Here is a 16,916-nt window from a genome sequence, read left to right on the forward strand (position 1 = left end):
GGCGGAAGAGTACCAACATGATTACAATTACAACAGACCTCACAAATCACTCAACTACAAAACACCTGTTGATTTAATTTTTGAAAACAAAGAATGAAAACCTCTAATTTTGAATGGCCCGAAAAAGAGGGGAGCTTACACGCGGATGGCATCATGAAAAGTGCCAATGGGTTCATCGCAAGAGCAATACCTTTCATTGCCCAATATGCTGCCAGGAATTTAATTGTAATTAACTAATTTGAATAAATAAAAACGTGAGAAATATTCTCCCGTTTAAGTTATTTGGAAAAGTAAATGGGTGCTTAGTACCTTCCTGCCTTTTAAGCCACATTGCGATGGGGCTATATCACCATCGCTCGATGCGGGGCTTCCCAGAATCTTATATTATTTCCCTTATCAGTTCAAAATACTTTTCATCTTCACTTTTAAATATTTCTTCACCTTCCAACAGATATGCCCTTAAAATGTATTCTTTCGCTTTATTCATTTCTCCACACTCATACAAACATTCTCCCAACCGCAGATACACAAAGGGATTTTCAATTCCTCCGGGACAATTTAAAGCATTATATAGAACATCTTTTGAAGATTGAAATTCTTTCTTTTGGTAAAACATATCGCCAATACTTGCATAAAGCCATAGGCTTGCTTCCCAATCAATTTTTGGTGAGGGTAGCAAAGAAAGAGCTTCATTGAATTTTTTTACAGCTTCATCATAGCGCTCATTGTCAGCATAAGCGTTGCCTTCTTCACTTAATTGCAGAATATGCGCATAAACATTGTCTGGAATTTGTTTATTCATCAAGTTATTTGTTCTTGAGCATACGGATGAGATCTTTTTCGTCTTGAAGCGGGTATCTTCCTTCAGATTTTTTGTGCGCTATTTTCAACAAATCAATAACTTCTTCTTGTTTGCTTAACAACAGCATTATCTTCGCATGAAGGTATTCCCTTTCTCCACTGTCAAACCTTTCTGTATCGCAACTGTATATTTTTAAAACCCATTCTAGCCCTTTATTTGCCCTATTATGGATTAAACAAACCTGAACAATGTATTTTACTATACTATAGCTTTCGTCATATATTCCTTTCGGATCAGGTATTATTTCCCATGCTTGATACAAATTTTCCAACGCTCGATCAACCAAGCCATTATTATGATCCATTTTGGCCGAATCAATAAATTCGTTAACTCTTTTTTGTACTAGTTCATCAAGAGCTGCCATATCATTAGATTATTTTGACAAATATAAAATTCCTATTTCAATGGTGGAAGATAAGTTTCCCCTAATCGTGCACCAGCTGATCGGTTTATTGAAAAATGATCCAATACATAGTTTTTGGAATCCAGCATCCAGTTCCTTATCTCTGGAGATTTTGCACCAAAATTCCGACCAGTTTTATTCCACCAAGTTACCGCATCTGTAAGATGAGACATGTCGGCTTCTTCGATGGAATACCACTTTTTATCTGACGCCATAAACTCCAATTTACCATTAAAATCAGTTCTAATTTTGGGTGGAACCTCATTTCTCATTCGTTCAATAACCTCTCTTCCGGTTTTGGAAAATTTACCGGGAGTCTTTCCTAAATATTGTTGACGTAGAGATATTTTTCTGATTGGACTTTTCGGCACCTCTTTTTCCCATTTCATAATTCCTCTGAAAAATTCCATCACCTCATCGAACATTCTTCCCATTGTTCCGCCAATGCGTTTGAACATAAGACCAAGCTTCTCGAACATCTGAACCACCCAACGCGCACCTTCAAAGATTTTCGCCATCGCTCTTGATGCCTGAACGGTTTTCCAGAATGCCTGCAACGCCTTCACACCACCCTTCAACCAATTCACAATCGTGTCGCTGAATACGGCAATGACAATTTCGGGAATGAGATAACCGATCACCTTGCCGAACATTTCCCCCTGCGCTTCGGCACTCATGCTCATCACTTTTACCTGTATGCCCGCGATGCCTTCTCCCGCGCTATAGGCAAGACCCTCAGCACCTGTTTTCAGCGCCGCCTTCAAATCCTTCACCGTGGACCTTAATTTTTCGGGATCGCCCAGCAGTTTCCCGAGTTCAGACATCACTGCTTTTCCATTTTCATTGAACCATTTTCCGGCAGACGAAGCACCTTTTGCAATGGATTCCATCCATGACGGTGGTTTCTGATGAACAAGCAGATCCCATGTATCGGTGATTCCTCCCCAGAACATTTTACCAAGAAATTTGATCATCTCCCACAAATCCACAAACCAGTTGCCGATGCCCTTGAAAATTCCTTTTATTTCCCCCCAGAGGAACATTGGGTTGATCATGTTCTTCATCTGGTTGCCGAACACCTCTGCATAACCGCCCGCTTTGTAATCCTTATTCTGAACCGTTTCCGTTTTCCCGGTTTGCGCGTTTTCCTTCTCTATGTATTTATTCCCGAGGTTGTACAGGTAAGTGTAATAACCGAGTTTGCCTTTTACATAGATTGACCAGAGCGAATCAACCGAAGGCATGATGAACAAAGCGAGTGGGTTCATTGCAATTGCAATTCCCTTCATGGCATAATAAGCAACATAGAATTTCGCTGATGGGTTTTTTGCCGCGGTCAACTCATCAATCTGACCCTTGAGTTTCGCCTGCATGTATTTCTGAAACTGCTGTGGCGAATCGGCATAATAGTGATAGATATCTTTTCCGGTATCGACGATTGATTTTATCCCTGATTCCGTATAAACAACATTCGCAACAGTTTTGATCCCTTCCCATACATTTCCCCAGAAGCCTCGTTGGATCTTCCTTTGCGCCACGCCTTTCTGCTGCTGCGTATGCACCAACTCATGCGCGAGCAATTCTTTTCCCTGAGTAGAAGAAGGATTGTAATTGCCGCTCTTGAAATAAATATCCTGTCCGTGCGTGAACGCGCGCGCATTGATGCTCTCACTCATCGCATGCGCTTTATCGCCTGTATGCACTTTCACTTCGCTGAAGTCGGCGCCCATTTTACTTCCCATATCGCGCTGCACGGGGCCGGGCAATGAACTTCCGCTTCCTTTGCTACCGTGCAATTGCTCCATGAATTCGTGCGAAGCAGAAACGTGTTCTCCTTCTTGATTGGCGTGAACAGCAGACGATGCCACCTGGGGCATAGGATGAATTTTCGCATCGCCGCCTTCGGTTACTTTCCGCGCGATGTGTTCTGCTTGTTTCTCAGAAGGATCATCCGGGTGGCTCACCAGTACACTTTCGCTCTTCGCCTGCGCTTTTTCTTTTTTTCGCTGCACATCTTTTGCACGCATAGCGCGATGCATGTCGGCGAGATCTCCGGAACGGGCGGCGTGAGTGTACATCTGAAATTAGTTCTCTCTAGTGCGACATGCTATTCAATAGTGATGCATATTCATTTAGCTATAATGAAAATATAAATTGGCAAACTATTCATAATTATATTTATAATACACCGATGGGAAACCCTTCTGTTGTTGAAGTATTCGAAATTGAAGCGACAGGTTTGCAGCGTGTCGTTACGACGATAGTAACCTCCGCTTTGTTCGAATGCAGAAGAATATTGTTGGTGCTGCGATCATAGACTTCAAACACATATTGGAATTTATCTACACCGAGAAAGTCTTTCGGAGGAGTATAAATAAACACTTCATAATCGGAAGTGGCGGAATTGATAAGCACAGTTCCTCCTTTAGCAGTTTGAATACTGATAGCGGTAGAACGCGATGCGGTATTTATATTTCTTGCAAGAATATTTCCGTTCACTACAAATTTCAGAATGATGATCGACTCTTTCTGATTGATCGTGGTGTAATTGATATTCGGACGGATGTCGATCGTCAACTGTGCAGGTGTGGTGCAACCGAAAGTATTCGTAATGAAATTTTTCGCGTAAGCATAATCGCCGAGAAAGAATTCGTAGAATGACGGGATCGCTATAGCAGGAATTCCAAGTTGTGCAGCAGTAGGTGCAGGAATATCATCACACTCACATTCGCAATTAGTCAGGTAAGGAAGAGAAAAATCCGCGATCACCTGGTTTGCCCCAATGGAAATCATCTCAACAGGAATCGCTGAAACAGCCGAACCTAAGGTGAACGGCCTTATTGGTTGTTGCACCTGCGCCTGGTAAAGATCGCAAAGTTCAGAATCTACAATCGCAAGTTGGTTATTCTGATCGACAGATCTTCCCTGTACAGCACGGAGGTCTGATCGGAAAATTTCTTTGGTTTTGATCAGTTCGATCATTGCAGTTAATTGCTCCTGTATCTTGATGGAAAAGTTGAGTGATTTCCCCGGATACACAATTACAAAAGTTCCGCCGGGTTCTACTCCTGATTTGTGCTGAATGCCGGGGTTTCTTGTAATGAAATTGGAGAATACCGTTGGATCATTTGTTTGAAGATACCCGATGCGGTATTGCAATTCATAAAAAACGGCTTCTACATTTCTGTAAGAACAATCTGTAATGAACTCATTGAGGAAATACATCTGTTCATTCATCCATTGCCCAAACATGAAATATTGTTCCGGTGTGAAAATGTTGACTGAACTATGCGTTACCTGATCTGCGATCTCATTGAGTAAAGCTTTGATGGTGTTGCACAGAGCAACTGCATCAATGTAAGAACCGATAAAGCTATTGTCCGTGTCCCCGATATTATCAGCGCCATAATTAAAATCATCGAGTGTTGGTGGAAGCAACAAACCTAAATGCGACAGACGACTCGCGAGAGCGGGAAGATAAGTCTGGTTGAATTGTGCACCAATAGTTTTGAGAGAGCTTGGTGAATACTGAATTGGCGGAATGAAACGCGGAAGAGATTGGCCAGGCAGGGCGTAATAAGCAGGCATGAACGTTGCGGAAGAATTTCCCTGTTCGATCGGGACATTTGTATCAAGCAACAGGGATTTTATCCATGTAGGCAATTCTTTTACTCTCACTGAGGAACCAGATGATCTTCCTGGAGTAGCATCCGGAGTACCTGGAGCAGAAGCAAGAGGCGTGGCATCCTTGGGAGTGCCCAAAATGGCTATGTTGTCCTGTGTTTTTTCGAAAAAATGATCGAACAACTGTTGTATTTTACAAGTCAATTCATTTCTGTAAGCAACATACTGCGAACGTAGATCATTGAAATTGCAGCGCGCAAGAATATCGTCCGGATCGGAAGTCCCCTGCAAGCGCACGGCAATTGCATTGAAAGGAAAATCGAATGCAGCTTTCTTGTTATTCAGATCAGTGAGAACAGCATTCTTGTCTTTTCCGAGGCAACCTTCGATGCGGTAGAAATTGAATTTTGCAAGATCATAAAAATTCGGAGTCTGTATCGGATCGATCGGTGCAGTCTGATTGTTCGATTGATTTCCATAAGCGACAACAGGATATTCTCCCGCCCTGTCTTTATTTCTGCGGATGTTTTCGAAGTTCCAGAATTTTTCAAGTTTACCGCCGATCTGAGAATCGTTCGCATCGATGTCATAATAATACGGAATAGAACTTTTTGAAAGCGGCGCAAGTGTTTCGTCACTTGGTGTAATGAATGTTGGGGGAAGTGCAGACATAGGGTTATGTATGCGCGCAACATTGAATTTGCGAACCATGAGCACCATACGATTGAAATAACAAACGAGTGTATCTTTCGCGAAATGCTGTTCAGGTGTCAATGGAATTCCAACAAAATCATCACGGTAAACGGATGGTTTATCCGGATCAATAGGAATTGCTTCTCCAAGTACAAGATGCATCGGAAATAAGCCGCTATCGAAACAGCAATCAGACATGAGTTCAAAAGCAGCGTCACGGAATTCATCATACGCGCGGATAAGGTCGCGCATGAAATCATAGAAATACTGAATTCCGAAATAACTCGGACCATCGGTAAGACTATTAGTACCATTCATGATCTCGTTCCAGATATTCAGATTCGGAATTTGGTTTGGATCGAAGGGATTGGTATTACCATAAATATTTTCGAGGATCGGTTTGAAAACAACGAAACTCTGCCGCAGAATATTGAAAAGATCAGAGAGGTCGAGTGGATTCGTACTTTGCTTATAAACACTCGCTGTTGCGTTACGGAAATCCTGTGAGAACGCGAAATAATCTTTACTGTTGTTCAGGTTAGGATCGAAGAGCGGACGCTGAGAAAGAATATCCGGAAGATCGAATTTGCCGACGAAGGTGAGATCAAAATTTCCTGTGTTATCAAGAATGATCTGCATGTCGTTCACGGACACAAGCAGTTTTCTTACGGTGAAGTGGCGTATGAATCCGGCAGTGTCGCAACTTTTTCCGAGGCAGGCATCATTGCTGATATCTACTTCCTCGAGAAATAGCATCACAATTTTTTTGTCGCCCGGCGATGTTCCGTTCACAAAAGTGAAATCGAGATTCACAACAGTTTCATTTGGTGCCGGCATATAATCGGATCGAAGCAACTCCCACAAGGTTACCTGTGAATTCGTAGCAGTATTGATATAAGGAGTATACTGATCAGTTGTCGGTAACGTATACGCACGATACTTCGTGAATTCGCAGGGACCTTCTGCAATGAGAAATCCCAGTGTAGTTATTCCGGAACCACCGGTGATCGTCAGTTTATTTGCGACGATATCGTAGTTCTGCTTAAAACCGCATGCAATGCCGATACCGATTAGTTTGGTGCGGGTGAGCCGGGTTTGCTGATCGAGATATGTTGCAAGTTCGTTGAGTGATGAACTTGTCAGTACCTGGTTGTTCTCAAACACCGGGTATTCATTTAGAGTTAAATTGCTCATGTCTTACTTATTTTAAAGATTGCCTAAAACAGTATTGTTAAGGATGATCGCATTTTCAGGACCGGTGTCTGCATTGCAATCGTGCAATATTCCGGTTGGATAAACAGTGCGGAGTTGCTTGAGCACTTCAATCAATTCATTCAGTGCTCTCGATAATTCCAGTTTGTCAATGGTATCTTTTGCATTTTGAAGCAGCCACTTTTTGTATTTGTGTTCGAATTCTCCCATCTGTTTGCAGTCTATCCAGCAAACATTCATGACGAGATGTGCAGGACATTCGAGTCGTAATGTTCTTTCGAAGAACCGGCGGAAATCCTGGTTGAAGAAGCGACCCTGCCATGCCGGAAGAATCACAGAAATGATAAATGAATAAGGATCATCGAAGCGGCAGAAAATACAATCGTTGTGCAATTCGATCGGAAGAAAATCATCACTGATCACCGCTACACGTCTGTCAAATGTGATCGAGCCCGAAACTGCATTCGAAACATGGAATCTTCCGTTATTGATATCTTCCAAAGAATCGGTAATGATGACCGCATTATTTGCCGGCGTAACAAAAAACGGATCGGTGATCGTAATAGTATCTCCTCCGCTTTCAGACTGAATGACATAAGTTTTTGAATACTGAAGATTTCCGTTGGCCGTTGCGCCAGGAATACTTTCGTAAATGGTAATGATAGTGTCCGTTCCGGAATCAACAGCAGATCTGATCGTGTACGTGCCGTCGTTAGCTGTTGATCCGACGATACGCATTGATTGTAACGGCTGAACATCTCCTGCGTAATTTCCGGCAAACGTGAATGTTTTATTTGGCTGGCTGAGGGCAGTTACCGCAAACTGCTTTAAGAATGTTGCTTTTCCCAATGGATTTACATTCTGCAATTGATTATTATTTGCTGCAGAAATAGTCATTGGTGGCCCGAGCTCATTGAATTTCGGACGAAGAAGAATATTCTCCACCACATGCATGCCTTCGTGATTGAAAAATTTCAATCGGATCCAATCGGCCATGTATTTAGCGGCAACTTCATCGGCTCCGGGTTTGATGTAGAATTTATTATTTGACCCCGTAATGTTCACAGCAACGATCGGCACTAACTTCGAATATTTCATTACAACATAACCCGGAGTTGTGCTCGGAATTTTTTCCTTCACATAAACAAGCGAATTGCTTGTCCCGTCTGGTACAACTTTTACCACGACGAAATCACCAACATCAGGCCCGCCGCTTATCGTTACTTTTTGTCCGGGGAAAACAATTCGCGAAAGACTTTTATCTACTTTGAAATAATTATCACCGGTATTTGCATCAATGACATGCGGAATCAGTCCCGACATTGAAGGTCGATCATCAATATCAAAACGGATAAATCCATCTCCTATTGGAGACATGATCGTTTCATTCGGTGTAAAGATCAAACGTTGCGGATTGACCAGATCTACACTTATGCTATAAGCTGTATAGGGATTATCATTACCAGAGGAAGCGACCACCTGAAAAACATTATCTGTTGGCGGCAGCAAACTTATTGCGAGCATAAGTCCCTGGATATGCTGATTGAAATCATCTTCGAAACTTGAAGCCACCACATCACCGCAACGATCGACTACTGTAAAAATTTCTTTACTAGGATCCATCGGATCGAATGCGTAACGGTAATTATTGAAATCAGATCCATCGCGAAGCATATCCATGAGCAATCGCTCTTTATTTTCCGCTGCCTGAATTGCAACTGGAACCGGAGGATCAAGTTCTACTTCCAATCCTTTTATCGTTCCGGTAAGAAGAGTGGTCGCAGTAATTGTGTTGCCATCCTTAAGCGTAAAATCATAAGTGTAAATAGCAGGACAACCTGCTGGAGGCATTGGAAAGAACGGACCGGAAGTGGTAATGTACTTGTCCATGAAACACTCCAGGTTGTAACGATTCGATTCGGGATTATCGAAAAATTCATTGTAAATGATCTGTATCGCTGAAGCAATGTCCGTTTGCATCTGCGCAAAATCTGCCGGCATAGGATAAGACTGTGCGTTTATTCCCAGAACATTTCCTTCACAGATGATCTCGAAATGATAAGGACTCGGCCCCGGATTCATCGGGTCTGTTATGACATCATTATTCACGTTGAACATCACAAAATGTTCTGGAGTCAGACCAGCAATGATTAATAATTCCAATGCGCCTTTCGCAGCATCGGTTGATTCAAATCCTGTGGCGATAGCGCCGGGACTGAAAACGAGATCTCTTGGAAGTGAACTGTCGAGCACCACAAAATAAAATTCGTCTGGATTTGCAGCAACGCGGATATCAAAATTGACGCCGAACGCAAGAATAGATGGTTGTGGTTTATCAACACCGCACAAAAAAGAAACTCTTCGTTCAAGCCCAGAAATATTATCGATGCTCCAGATATTGCATGGAGATTTATAATTGAATCCTGTGTCACGTGCAGAACTAATGAGCGGATAATTATTGAGGAATGCAAGTTTGTCCGCAATAAGATCATCCGGTGCTTTGGGTCCGTCAATTTTGTAAACCACCATCGCATAATCGTTGAACGATTCTGCGAAGCGCGCCATCAGGTGATCGAGAAAACGATTCCTGCGCTGAAGAAAAGTATCGCGGTTTTCTGCAAACGCCTGAACAATTGCCGCATCGTTCACCGGATCCATGTAGAGTGGAAGTGCGTCGGGAATAATATTGACAAGCGATTGAGAGAAATAAGTTTTGTTGATCACCGGATCTCCATTGGTGTCCAGTGCATCATTCATTGAAAAAAGATCTTTCACATGAAATAATTGCGAAAGAAAATCTGCCAGCAACTGATCATAGAAAAGAAGAAATCCCTTCAATTGTTTTGCCTGGGCGAAACGCTGAACAGTGGCAGTGGAAGGCAATCCGGGGGAACCTATTCCATACACGAGCGGAAATTCTTCCTGTATGCTGTAATAATTCTGAATGTCTTTATACTCGCCGGGAGTCAAATGAATATCATCATCAGGATTTTCAATTTTCTGACGGCGATCGCTTGCTTCGAGTTGATCGAGAAATTCCTGCGCTTTCACGGCATTTGCGCGATAAGGCAACTGATCTTTGAAAAATAAAAGTTTAGAGCGATCAACAGATAATCTCGGAACATAATTTTCTTCCAGAGGAACTTCGAGACACCATCTGACTGTTTCGACAGGAATATTGGTAATATTATCAAGTGGAATTCCGGCGATTTGGATACTTTTTATCGCGATCACACCTGGAATATCCATTATGATATTGATGAGATCAGAAACGTGAATTGTTTTTCTTCGTTCCGCCAGCTTTAATTCCTTGTCATCAATGAATCCATGCTGCAGAAGTGGGCCTTCGAAGATTTGGTCTGTCGTGTAGCCCTTGTCATACATTTCCGTGAGACTGTAAAATGTAACAGCAGGATCGAGAAATTTTTCAACGGCGTGAAAAACTTCCGCCTGGACAAATTCTACTTCTGCGTTATTTTCCACATCGATCTCCGCACACAAAGCGATCTCGTCGATCTTGATGGCTTTGTATCGGAAAAAATCTTCGCCGAGATTTCTGTTAGCCATTAAACGCTTATGAACAGCAGCAACTACCTCATTTATTTTTGCAACTTTTTCCTGATAGGTTGTGATCAGCGGAATAATATTTGGATCAGGAACGACAAGATTGTAGATCAACTGATTCAATTCATAATTGATCGCAGTATCGTCGACTGGAAAAATAAAATTGAAAACGAGATTAACCCAGGCATCACCATTTGGAGTCAGTCCATAGCTGTCAACGGTATATTGTTCAGGAAGGCCGATAAAATCCATCGTAATTCCACGCATGTTCGCTTTGATACTTGCGACACTCGTCCAGTCTATACCGGGTGCATCCCAGCTGGGGAATTCGATCTCGAATTTTATTTTTACTCCATTCAGGTTCGGATCAAGTTGATTTACATTTGGTGGAAGTGAAGAGAGCAAATGTAATTTCAACGTTGAATCGAGTGTATTTGCATTCAGGTCGCCGAGACTTTCGCAGGAACTGAATTCAAGAAGCACATCATAAAGAACTTTTGGCTGTGAACGGTTTACAGAAGGATCAGGTTGCGTGTAAGTGAGTGTCCTGTTTAGCGTGTCAACATAAAAAGGAATTTCATTGTCTTTCGATTTTTCTATCCACGCATTCTGAACGCCGAGAAAATCGCAAAACGGCGGATTGGTCACAGGAATTTCCACATCGATCATCAGCTTCCGGTAATCATTGAACGTGACCGGGTAATTCGGCATGATCTCTTTGGCCTGGAAGAAATTTTTTATGTCTTCGGGAACATTCGGATCGGTGGTAAGAATGTCCTTGATGTTATAATTCGTGCGATAACCGAGATCTGTTATTGCGTATGCGAGCACTTCGAGTATGGTGATGCCAGGATCATGAAAATTATCATCCGTCCACACCTTTCCCGAAAGCTCCTGTATGTGCTTCAATCCTTCGGCACGCAGCAGGTCATACTGCATACTCTTGAAAGGAGGAGGCAATTGCGATATGGTTAAACTTTCGGCCATAATAATTTCAACTTTATTCCCTGATTAATTTCAGCGATCAGTTATTGCTGTGTTCGGCTTCTGCGTTGTGAGAAATTCCGTTTCCCTCTTCAAGCTGTGTGCGCGCCTGCTGTTGGAGTTTCGCGATCAGCTCGTGAACCTGGTTGTAAGGAAGATTGCTTAATGCACGAAGAACAGAATTGAGTTCGTTGATGTTGAGATTGAGGTTTACGTTTTTCATAGGAGTGATTTTTTAATTTATTAGGGGATAAGATCAAACAGCAGAAAGCAGGTTCAGATTTTTCAGCACCTGTTCAAGCGCATTAATGCGGTCGCGCATATTTATAATAAGATCGTTGGTATTGTTATCGCCGGTATTTGGATTATTGGCATTTGCAGATGGAGATAATTTGGATTGCTGATAAAGCTGAATGATCTCACTATCACCGGTCATCACATTGAATACGGAAGTCAGAACTCCTCCTATACCAATTTCCTTGGAAAACAGCTGAACGCCTGAATTCGGAACTGATCCGGGAATACTTGACGGAGGTGTTGCCCCGGTTTGAAGAGCAAGTACATTTGTTCCATTGGAACCGATGATAGGTAAACCGGTAACGTTACCGATCACCACATTTCCATTGAGGACTGCTGCGAGATTTGAATTCGGAAGTGTTTGCCCTGAAGATTCAGAAACATAAAGTGCGACATTATAAGCGTTCTCATTTCCGCTCCACATTCCTGTCGTGTGCACATTAAGCGCAGACCGGACATGCGTTGTTCCCTGCGCTCCTACAGATTCATTTCTGAAGATCGCAGTGAAACTGTCATTGGAAACACCGTTAACATTTTCATCTACTTCAAGAGAAACAGTCGGAGTATCGATTCCAATTCCGACTTTCGGTCCGTCTGCACTTTCGTAAAAAATTATTCCGCTTCCTTGAGGACCTGCTGTCCAGAAATTGGAGGTGACAGTTTGCGTGGTGAGTGATTTCCAAACGCCGCCTTTGAAAACTTGCAGATCTGCAACTGCACCGGGAACAGAATGCCAGCGAACAGTTCCTTCGGCCGCTGTATCTGCTAATGAATCTCCGAAAGTAACAGCACCCCCTACAGTTATTTTATCAGATGAAAGAGTTGGTATTATTCCTAACCCCAATTTACCAGTACTGTCTACCGTAATTTTTTTATCAGATGATAAGCTGTTATTAATGACGAATCCTCCCCCGAACGGCTGCAAGTTCAGTTGAGAGGCAAGAACCTGAATGGTTGTATCTCCGCCGGAAAAATCTCCGCTGCGCGCCTGAATCTGATGATTATCTAACGCGAGGTTGTGTCCTATCATTGAACCGGAGAGAATTATTCCCGTATTTTCATTGAGTGCGATATTGGTTTGCGCATCTGCTTCAGGTCTGTCAACGTGAAGTGTTGAGTAAGGGAGCTGCGTACCAATGCCGGTTCTGTAATATGTGTTCGTTGCAGTGGTAATTTTTGGAAGAACAGTAATGCGTTCAATATTCGTAGATCCGTTTTTTTCGCGCAGGCCGAATGCGCCTTCACGCTGACTGATCGCATTGTCATCGATTGCGCTGAGGTTCCATCCGTCATGTCCACTTTGAAAATTGGTAATAAGAATAGAAACTGCGCCTCCGTCAAATCCATCGAGAACATGGAGTTTCTCAGGCGGAGCAATAGAATTGATCCCAACGTTTCCTGTTGTGGCATCAATAAAAAGATTACTGATGCTGCTTCCTGTAGTGGAATTGTCTATACTGAATCCTTTTACATTTCCACTTGTAGGATTCAGGTTGATATTCCATTCCTGCGAACCATCTGTACTTTCGAAGCAGATCATTTTGTCTTCATTAAGCGTGTCGCCTTTAATGGAAACAAGACAATCGGGTTCCGGCTGATTTATGCCGACATGTTTTTTCTGACCGGTTGGTGTATCAGTTTTCAGAATGGTGACACCATCATCAAGCAGATTTAGTGCTGAATCGAATGAGTCATCAAAATCATTTTGATTAGGAATTTTTCCATTCTCGAATTTCTCGTATAGATAATCGCGGTGTTGTTGTGGCATGGTAATGATTATTTAAATTTTATTGTACGATAAAGTCCTGTTCAATTATCCAGAAGTCGACTCCTTCTTTCGGAGAGTGACCGATGATGAATGTTGTAGTGATCTCATCCGCGCCGATTCCGGTAAGGATTACTTCCTTCTTGCCACCACAATCGTCACATGGTTGCCCCGGATTCGGGATCGGATTCAGTACGAGATTGGTGTCACATTCGCAATCCTCAGTTTCAAGGACTACAATTTTGTGAAGGGGAGCTGAAGTAAGTACGGAAGCCGAAGTAGAAGTTTCTGCTGCTTCAATATTTTTCAGAATGATCGGCGGAACATTTTTTCCTACGGGAATAATCTGCTCCATATTGAAACACGTCACGAAATCTACGTACGGGCGCTCTTCAACAAAATTGATGATCATTGATTTGTGAATAATGCCGCCGAAAACAATATCTTTCGTAGCGTAAGCCCATGGCGCGAGGAATTGTTTTATTTCTTCATTCAATTGCTGTCCATAAAAACCATTGTCAAATCCCGGTAAGAACTTCACTTTGAAATCAACAAGAATTTCTTCGAAGAGCGGATTGCGCACATGAAGTTCTGCGCATGGCGGTTTGATGGTGTCGATGAAATCGCTGATCTCCGCCAAAGTGATGAGACTTGTTTTCGGTTGCAGCGGATCAACTGCATTTTTATTCTGAAGGTTGGAAATGATAACGAGAGAAACATGACCGGGAATAAGTTCCTGGATATCGGTAATGGAAGTATAGCGTGTATGATTGAGGCATTTTACTTTATAGATCGTCGGGAAATGTTCTAGAACGAGATGTTCGTAATCCCAGATCGTGACTGATCGATTCTTGTGGCGCAATCTTTCACTCACGCGGCGATAAAATTCATTGCTCTGTTCTTTGATGTGTCCGCCGAAAGAAGCATAGGGCTGACTTATCTTATCTATGGCGGCATCAGAGTTGATGAAATCTTTTATGGTTTCGGCCGGGAGTGACATTCTCAAATGATCGGGGTCGTTACCGTTATCGGCAAATGTTGCGGTTACCGCTTGCGCCTGTACATCTATGAGATCGCACACTGCAGCAGAATCATGTTCTACTGAAGCGCGTAACCAGAAAAGCCCTGTTGGCAAAGCCGTATTATCACCATTGAAAATTTTCGGAAGATCAAACGTGAGAATACCGGAAGTGAGTAATCCATTGGTGGAATCGGAGAGCACCTGGAGTTGTGTGAACTGGTACCACTCATTGTTGAGCATGTAACTCCATTTCACTTTTTGTCTTTCGAGATCAGGATCGGCACTACCTTCCGCTACTTTGAAAAGAACAGAAAGCGTTTGCGGAGGAACCAGTGCGCTTATGCCAATGAAAAGTTCTCCTTCATCAACAAATTGCGGGAGCAAGCTGATGTTGGCAGATTGTTTGGTGACTGCAGGATGATTTTCGGCAACACCAAATGGCAGCACATGAAAGAATTGTTCTACACGTGCATCGTAATTTGCCTTGTTGGTTTTTGCGCTGCGCTGCCGTGTAAGATTTATTTTTTCGGTCGATCTGTAATTGACGGAGATTTCTTTTATCGTTGGAATGTATGGTTCGTTTGGCAGGCCTGCACCCGAAGTTCCCTTAACGAGATCTATTGCTTGTTTTGCATAGGAGTTCTGGAAAATTCCGCTACCGAAATCCACATCGGCCAATGTCATTCTTAAGAAGCCTTTCTTTGTTGTAGCGCCGAATTCGCTTACAGGGTCCATGAACGGATCGCGTGGCACGGTTCCAAGAAAGTTCTTACTAACGGAAATTGTTTTGTCTTCAGCAACCGGGTGATGCCCGCCAACATTTTTCGCTTGAAAAAGTTGATACCCATTGTTCGTATTATTCAAAGCCCGCCACGATTGTTTATCGAGGAGTGCAGCATCTATATTAAAACTGCTCGTTTGCCGTTTCAGGTTTTCTCCTGCAGGGATATAAAAATTATAATAATCAACAAAGCCTTCTGGAGCTCTTGAAACATCGGGTAGGCCATGCCAAGTAATATTCACGTCCAGTTCCGCGAGATGTTTCTGAAAGATCTCGTTACTGCCAATATAAAATGTGGAACCGACAACTGGCTGACTGCCGAATGGTGTGAAGGGTTTTTCCGTTGCGAGAACAGAATCTTCGCTCTGCACAATAATATTTTTTACTTCTATCACATCGACGGTAAGATCAGTCGTGAATAAAGATTTATTATTCAATTGTTCGTAGATGTAAGGAGAAGCAACATGTTCCGTATTCAAAATAATTTTCACGACCGGCCAATTTGTTTTGAATGGTTGTAACAAAACAGATTCGTCATAAGCAACGATAGGCTTTTGCCCTTTTGTAAGTGTGCGTTCAATAACGAGATCGCCGTTCGCGTCATAATAAGTGGCAGTTTCCACCTCAGGAAGAATCCATCCCTTTTCGCCGCTGAAATAAACTTTAACAGCTCCTCGGAGTGCGTTGTTAGTTTGATTCGCGAGATGATTTGCAATAATGGCTGCGTGCTGTGAATGAGGAACAGTTCTGAGTTGATTGGACAAAGAAACTGAAGCATGTGTTGATGGAAGATGTGTAGCAGCAATAACTGCTGAATGCGGAGTTTGAATTGATGGTCGCTGCGAATTGATACGGATCGTAACAGTGCGAGTTCCCTCGGCAAGAAAGAGCAGCGGAGAAGCGAATGCAAATCCTACCTCTGCTTGCGGACGATCAGCCTCGCTGCTTCCCTGTGAGATTGGATTTGGCCGGCCAAAAATTCTCCAGCGTTTTTCATTACCTTCTATCTCAGCGCCAAGTCCGTCTGATGAATTTGCAATAGGTGAAGAATAAATTCGCCATTCATTACTTTGAAATATTGGTGGAGGTAAAGAAGGATCAGGATGAGGGATGAGATCAGGAAATTCAGATGGTCTAGTATTTGGGTCAATCGGTTTATTGATAAAAACAGATTTCAATTGTTCCACTTTCCCGTGGTTGACAACAATGTCCTTATCGGTATCATAAACAAGTTGAACACCGGTCGCATCTTTTTTTGCATCGAGCTCTTTCCCTTTAGGAACCAATGCTGCGTTCAATTGTTCGGCAAGAGTAAAGATGATATAAACCTGGTCGGCTACTGCGGGCTTTTCCTGGAGATTCAGTACTTCGCGATAATAAAAATCAAGATGGCGTTGTGTAATAGTGTTGACGTCATCCTGTGCAATCTTGAAAATTTCCAGGAACGCAACGAATAATGCAAAGTGAGGTTCAGTTTTCTGTTCTTCAGAAATTTCTTTTTGAAAAAATCCAGTCCAATTGCCATCGGGTGCATTCGCGAGATTGAAAAAATTTATTTTGCTTGCATAATTCTGAACGAATCCAACAATATCCGCAATGCTTCGCTCATCCACCGACACGTATGAAGGGAGGAGCGCATTTAGCAGGCGCTGCGCCTGGCTGGTGCCATCGCGTTGCAGAGAATTTTTATTATTGCAAATGTCACTCATC

9 protein-coding genes and 1 pseudogene are annotated in these 16,916 nt (G+C 42.7%); 1 reads left to right on the plus strand and 9 read right to left on the minus strand.

Annotated features, from left to right (window positions below; translation table 11 throughout):
• A partial coding sequence (locus HY064_03685; GenBank protein MBI3509741.1) for a transposase occupies nucleotides 1-97 on the plus strand: 97 nt, incomplete at its 5' end.
• 282 nt (nucleotides 98-379) lie between these two features.
• Here the strand turns inward: HY064_03685 and HY064_03690 are convergent.
• From HY064_03690 to HY064_03730, 9 genes and pseudogenes are all read right to left on the minus strand, one after another.
• On the minus strand, nucleotides 380-802 hold the full coding sequence (locus tag HY064_03690) for a tetratricopeptide repeat protein (protein MBI3509742.1): 423 nt from the start codon (nucleotides 800-802) through the stop codon (nucleotides 380-382).
• A 4-nt stretch (nucleotides 803-806) separates the two neighbouring features.
• On the minus strand, nucleotides 807-1,226 hold the full coding sequence (locus HY064_03695; GenBank protein ID MBI3509743.1) for a hypothetical protein: 420 nt from the start codon (nucleotides 1,224-1,226) through the stop codon (nucleotides 807-809).
• Between the two features lie 32 nt (nucleotides 1,227-1,258).
• Entirely contained in the window at nucleotides 1,259-2,638 is a 1,380-nt protein-coding gene (locus HY064_03700) for a hypothetical protein (protein ID MBI3509744.1), read from the minus strand.
• 171 nt (nucleotides 2,639-2,809) lie between these two features.
• Nucleotides 2,810-3,343 (minus strand): annotated as a pseudogene (locus HY064_03705) (DUF4157 domain-containing protein).
• A gap of 100 nt (nucleotides 3,344-3,443) precedes the next feature.
• The gene (locus HY064_03710; protein MBI3509745.1) at nucleotides 3,444-6,776 is read right to left on the minus strand and encodes a hypothetical protein; all 3,333 of its coding nucleotides are present in this window, start codon (nucleotides 6,774-6,776) and stop codon (nucleotides 3,444-3,446) included.
• Nucleotides 6,777-6,788: 12 nt separating this feature from the next.
• Nucleotides 6,789-11,345 (minus strand): hypothetical protein, encoded by a 4,557-nt coding sequence (locus HY064_03715; protein MBI3509746.1) that lies wholly within the window; start codon nucleotides 11,343-11,345, stop codon nucleotides 6,789-6,791.
• 37 nt (nucleotides 11,346-11,382) lie between these two features.
• Entirely contained in the window at nucleotides 11,383-11,565 is a 183-nt protein-coding gene (locus HY064_03720; GenBank protein MBI3509747.1) for a hypothetical protein, read from the minus strand.
• A 33-nt stretch (nucleotides 11,566-11,598) separates the two neighbouring features.
• Entirely contained in the window at nucleotides 11,599-13,407 is a 1,809-nt protein-coding gene (locus HY064_03725; protein MBI3509748.1) for a hypothetical protein, read from the minus strand.
• 19 nt (nucleotides 13,408-13,426) lie between these two features.
• The gene (locus HY064_03730) at nucleotides 13,427-16,915 is read right to left on the minus strand and encodes a baseplate J/gp47 family protein (protein MBI3509749.1); all 3,489 of its coding nucleotides are present in this window, start codon (nucleotides 16,913-16,915) and stop codon (nucleotides 13,427-13,429) included.
• Nucleotide 16,916 lies beyond the last annotated feature (1 nt).

Source organism: Bacteroidota bacterium (genome assembly GCA_016194975.1).
GTDB lineage: Bacteria > Bacteroidota > Bacteroidia > Palsa-965 > Palsa-965.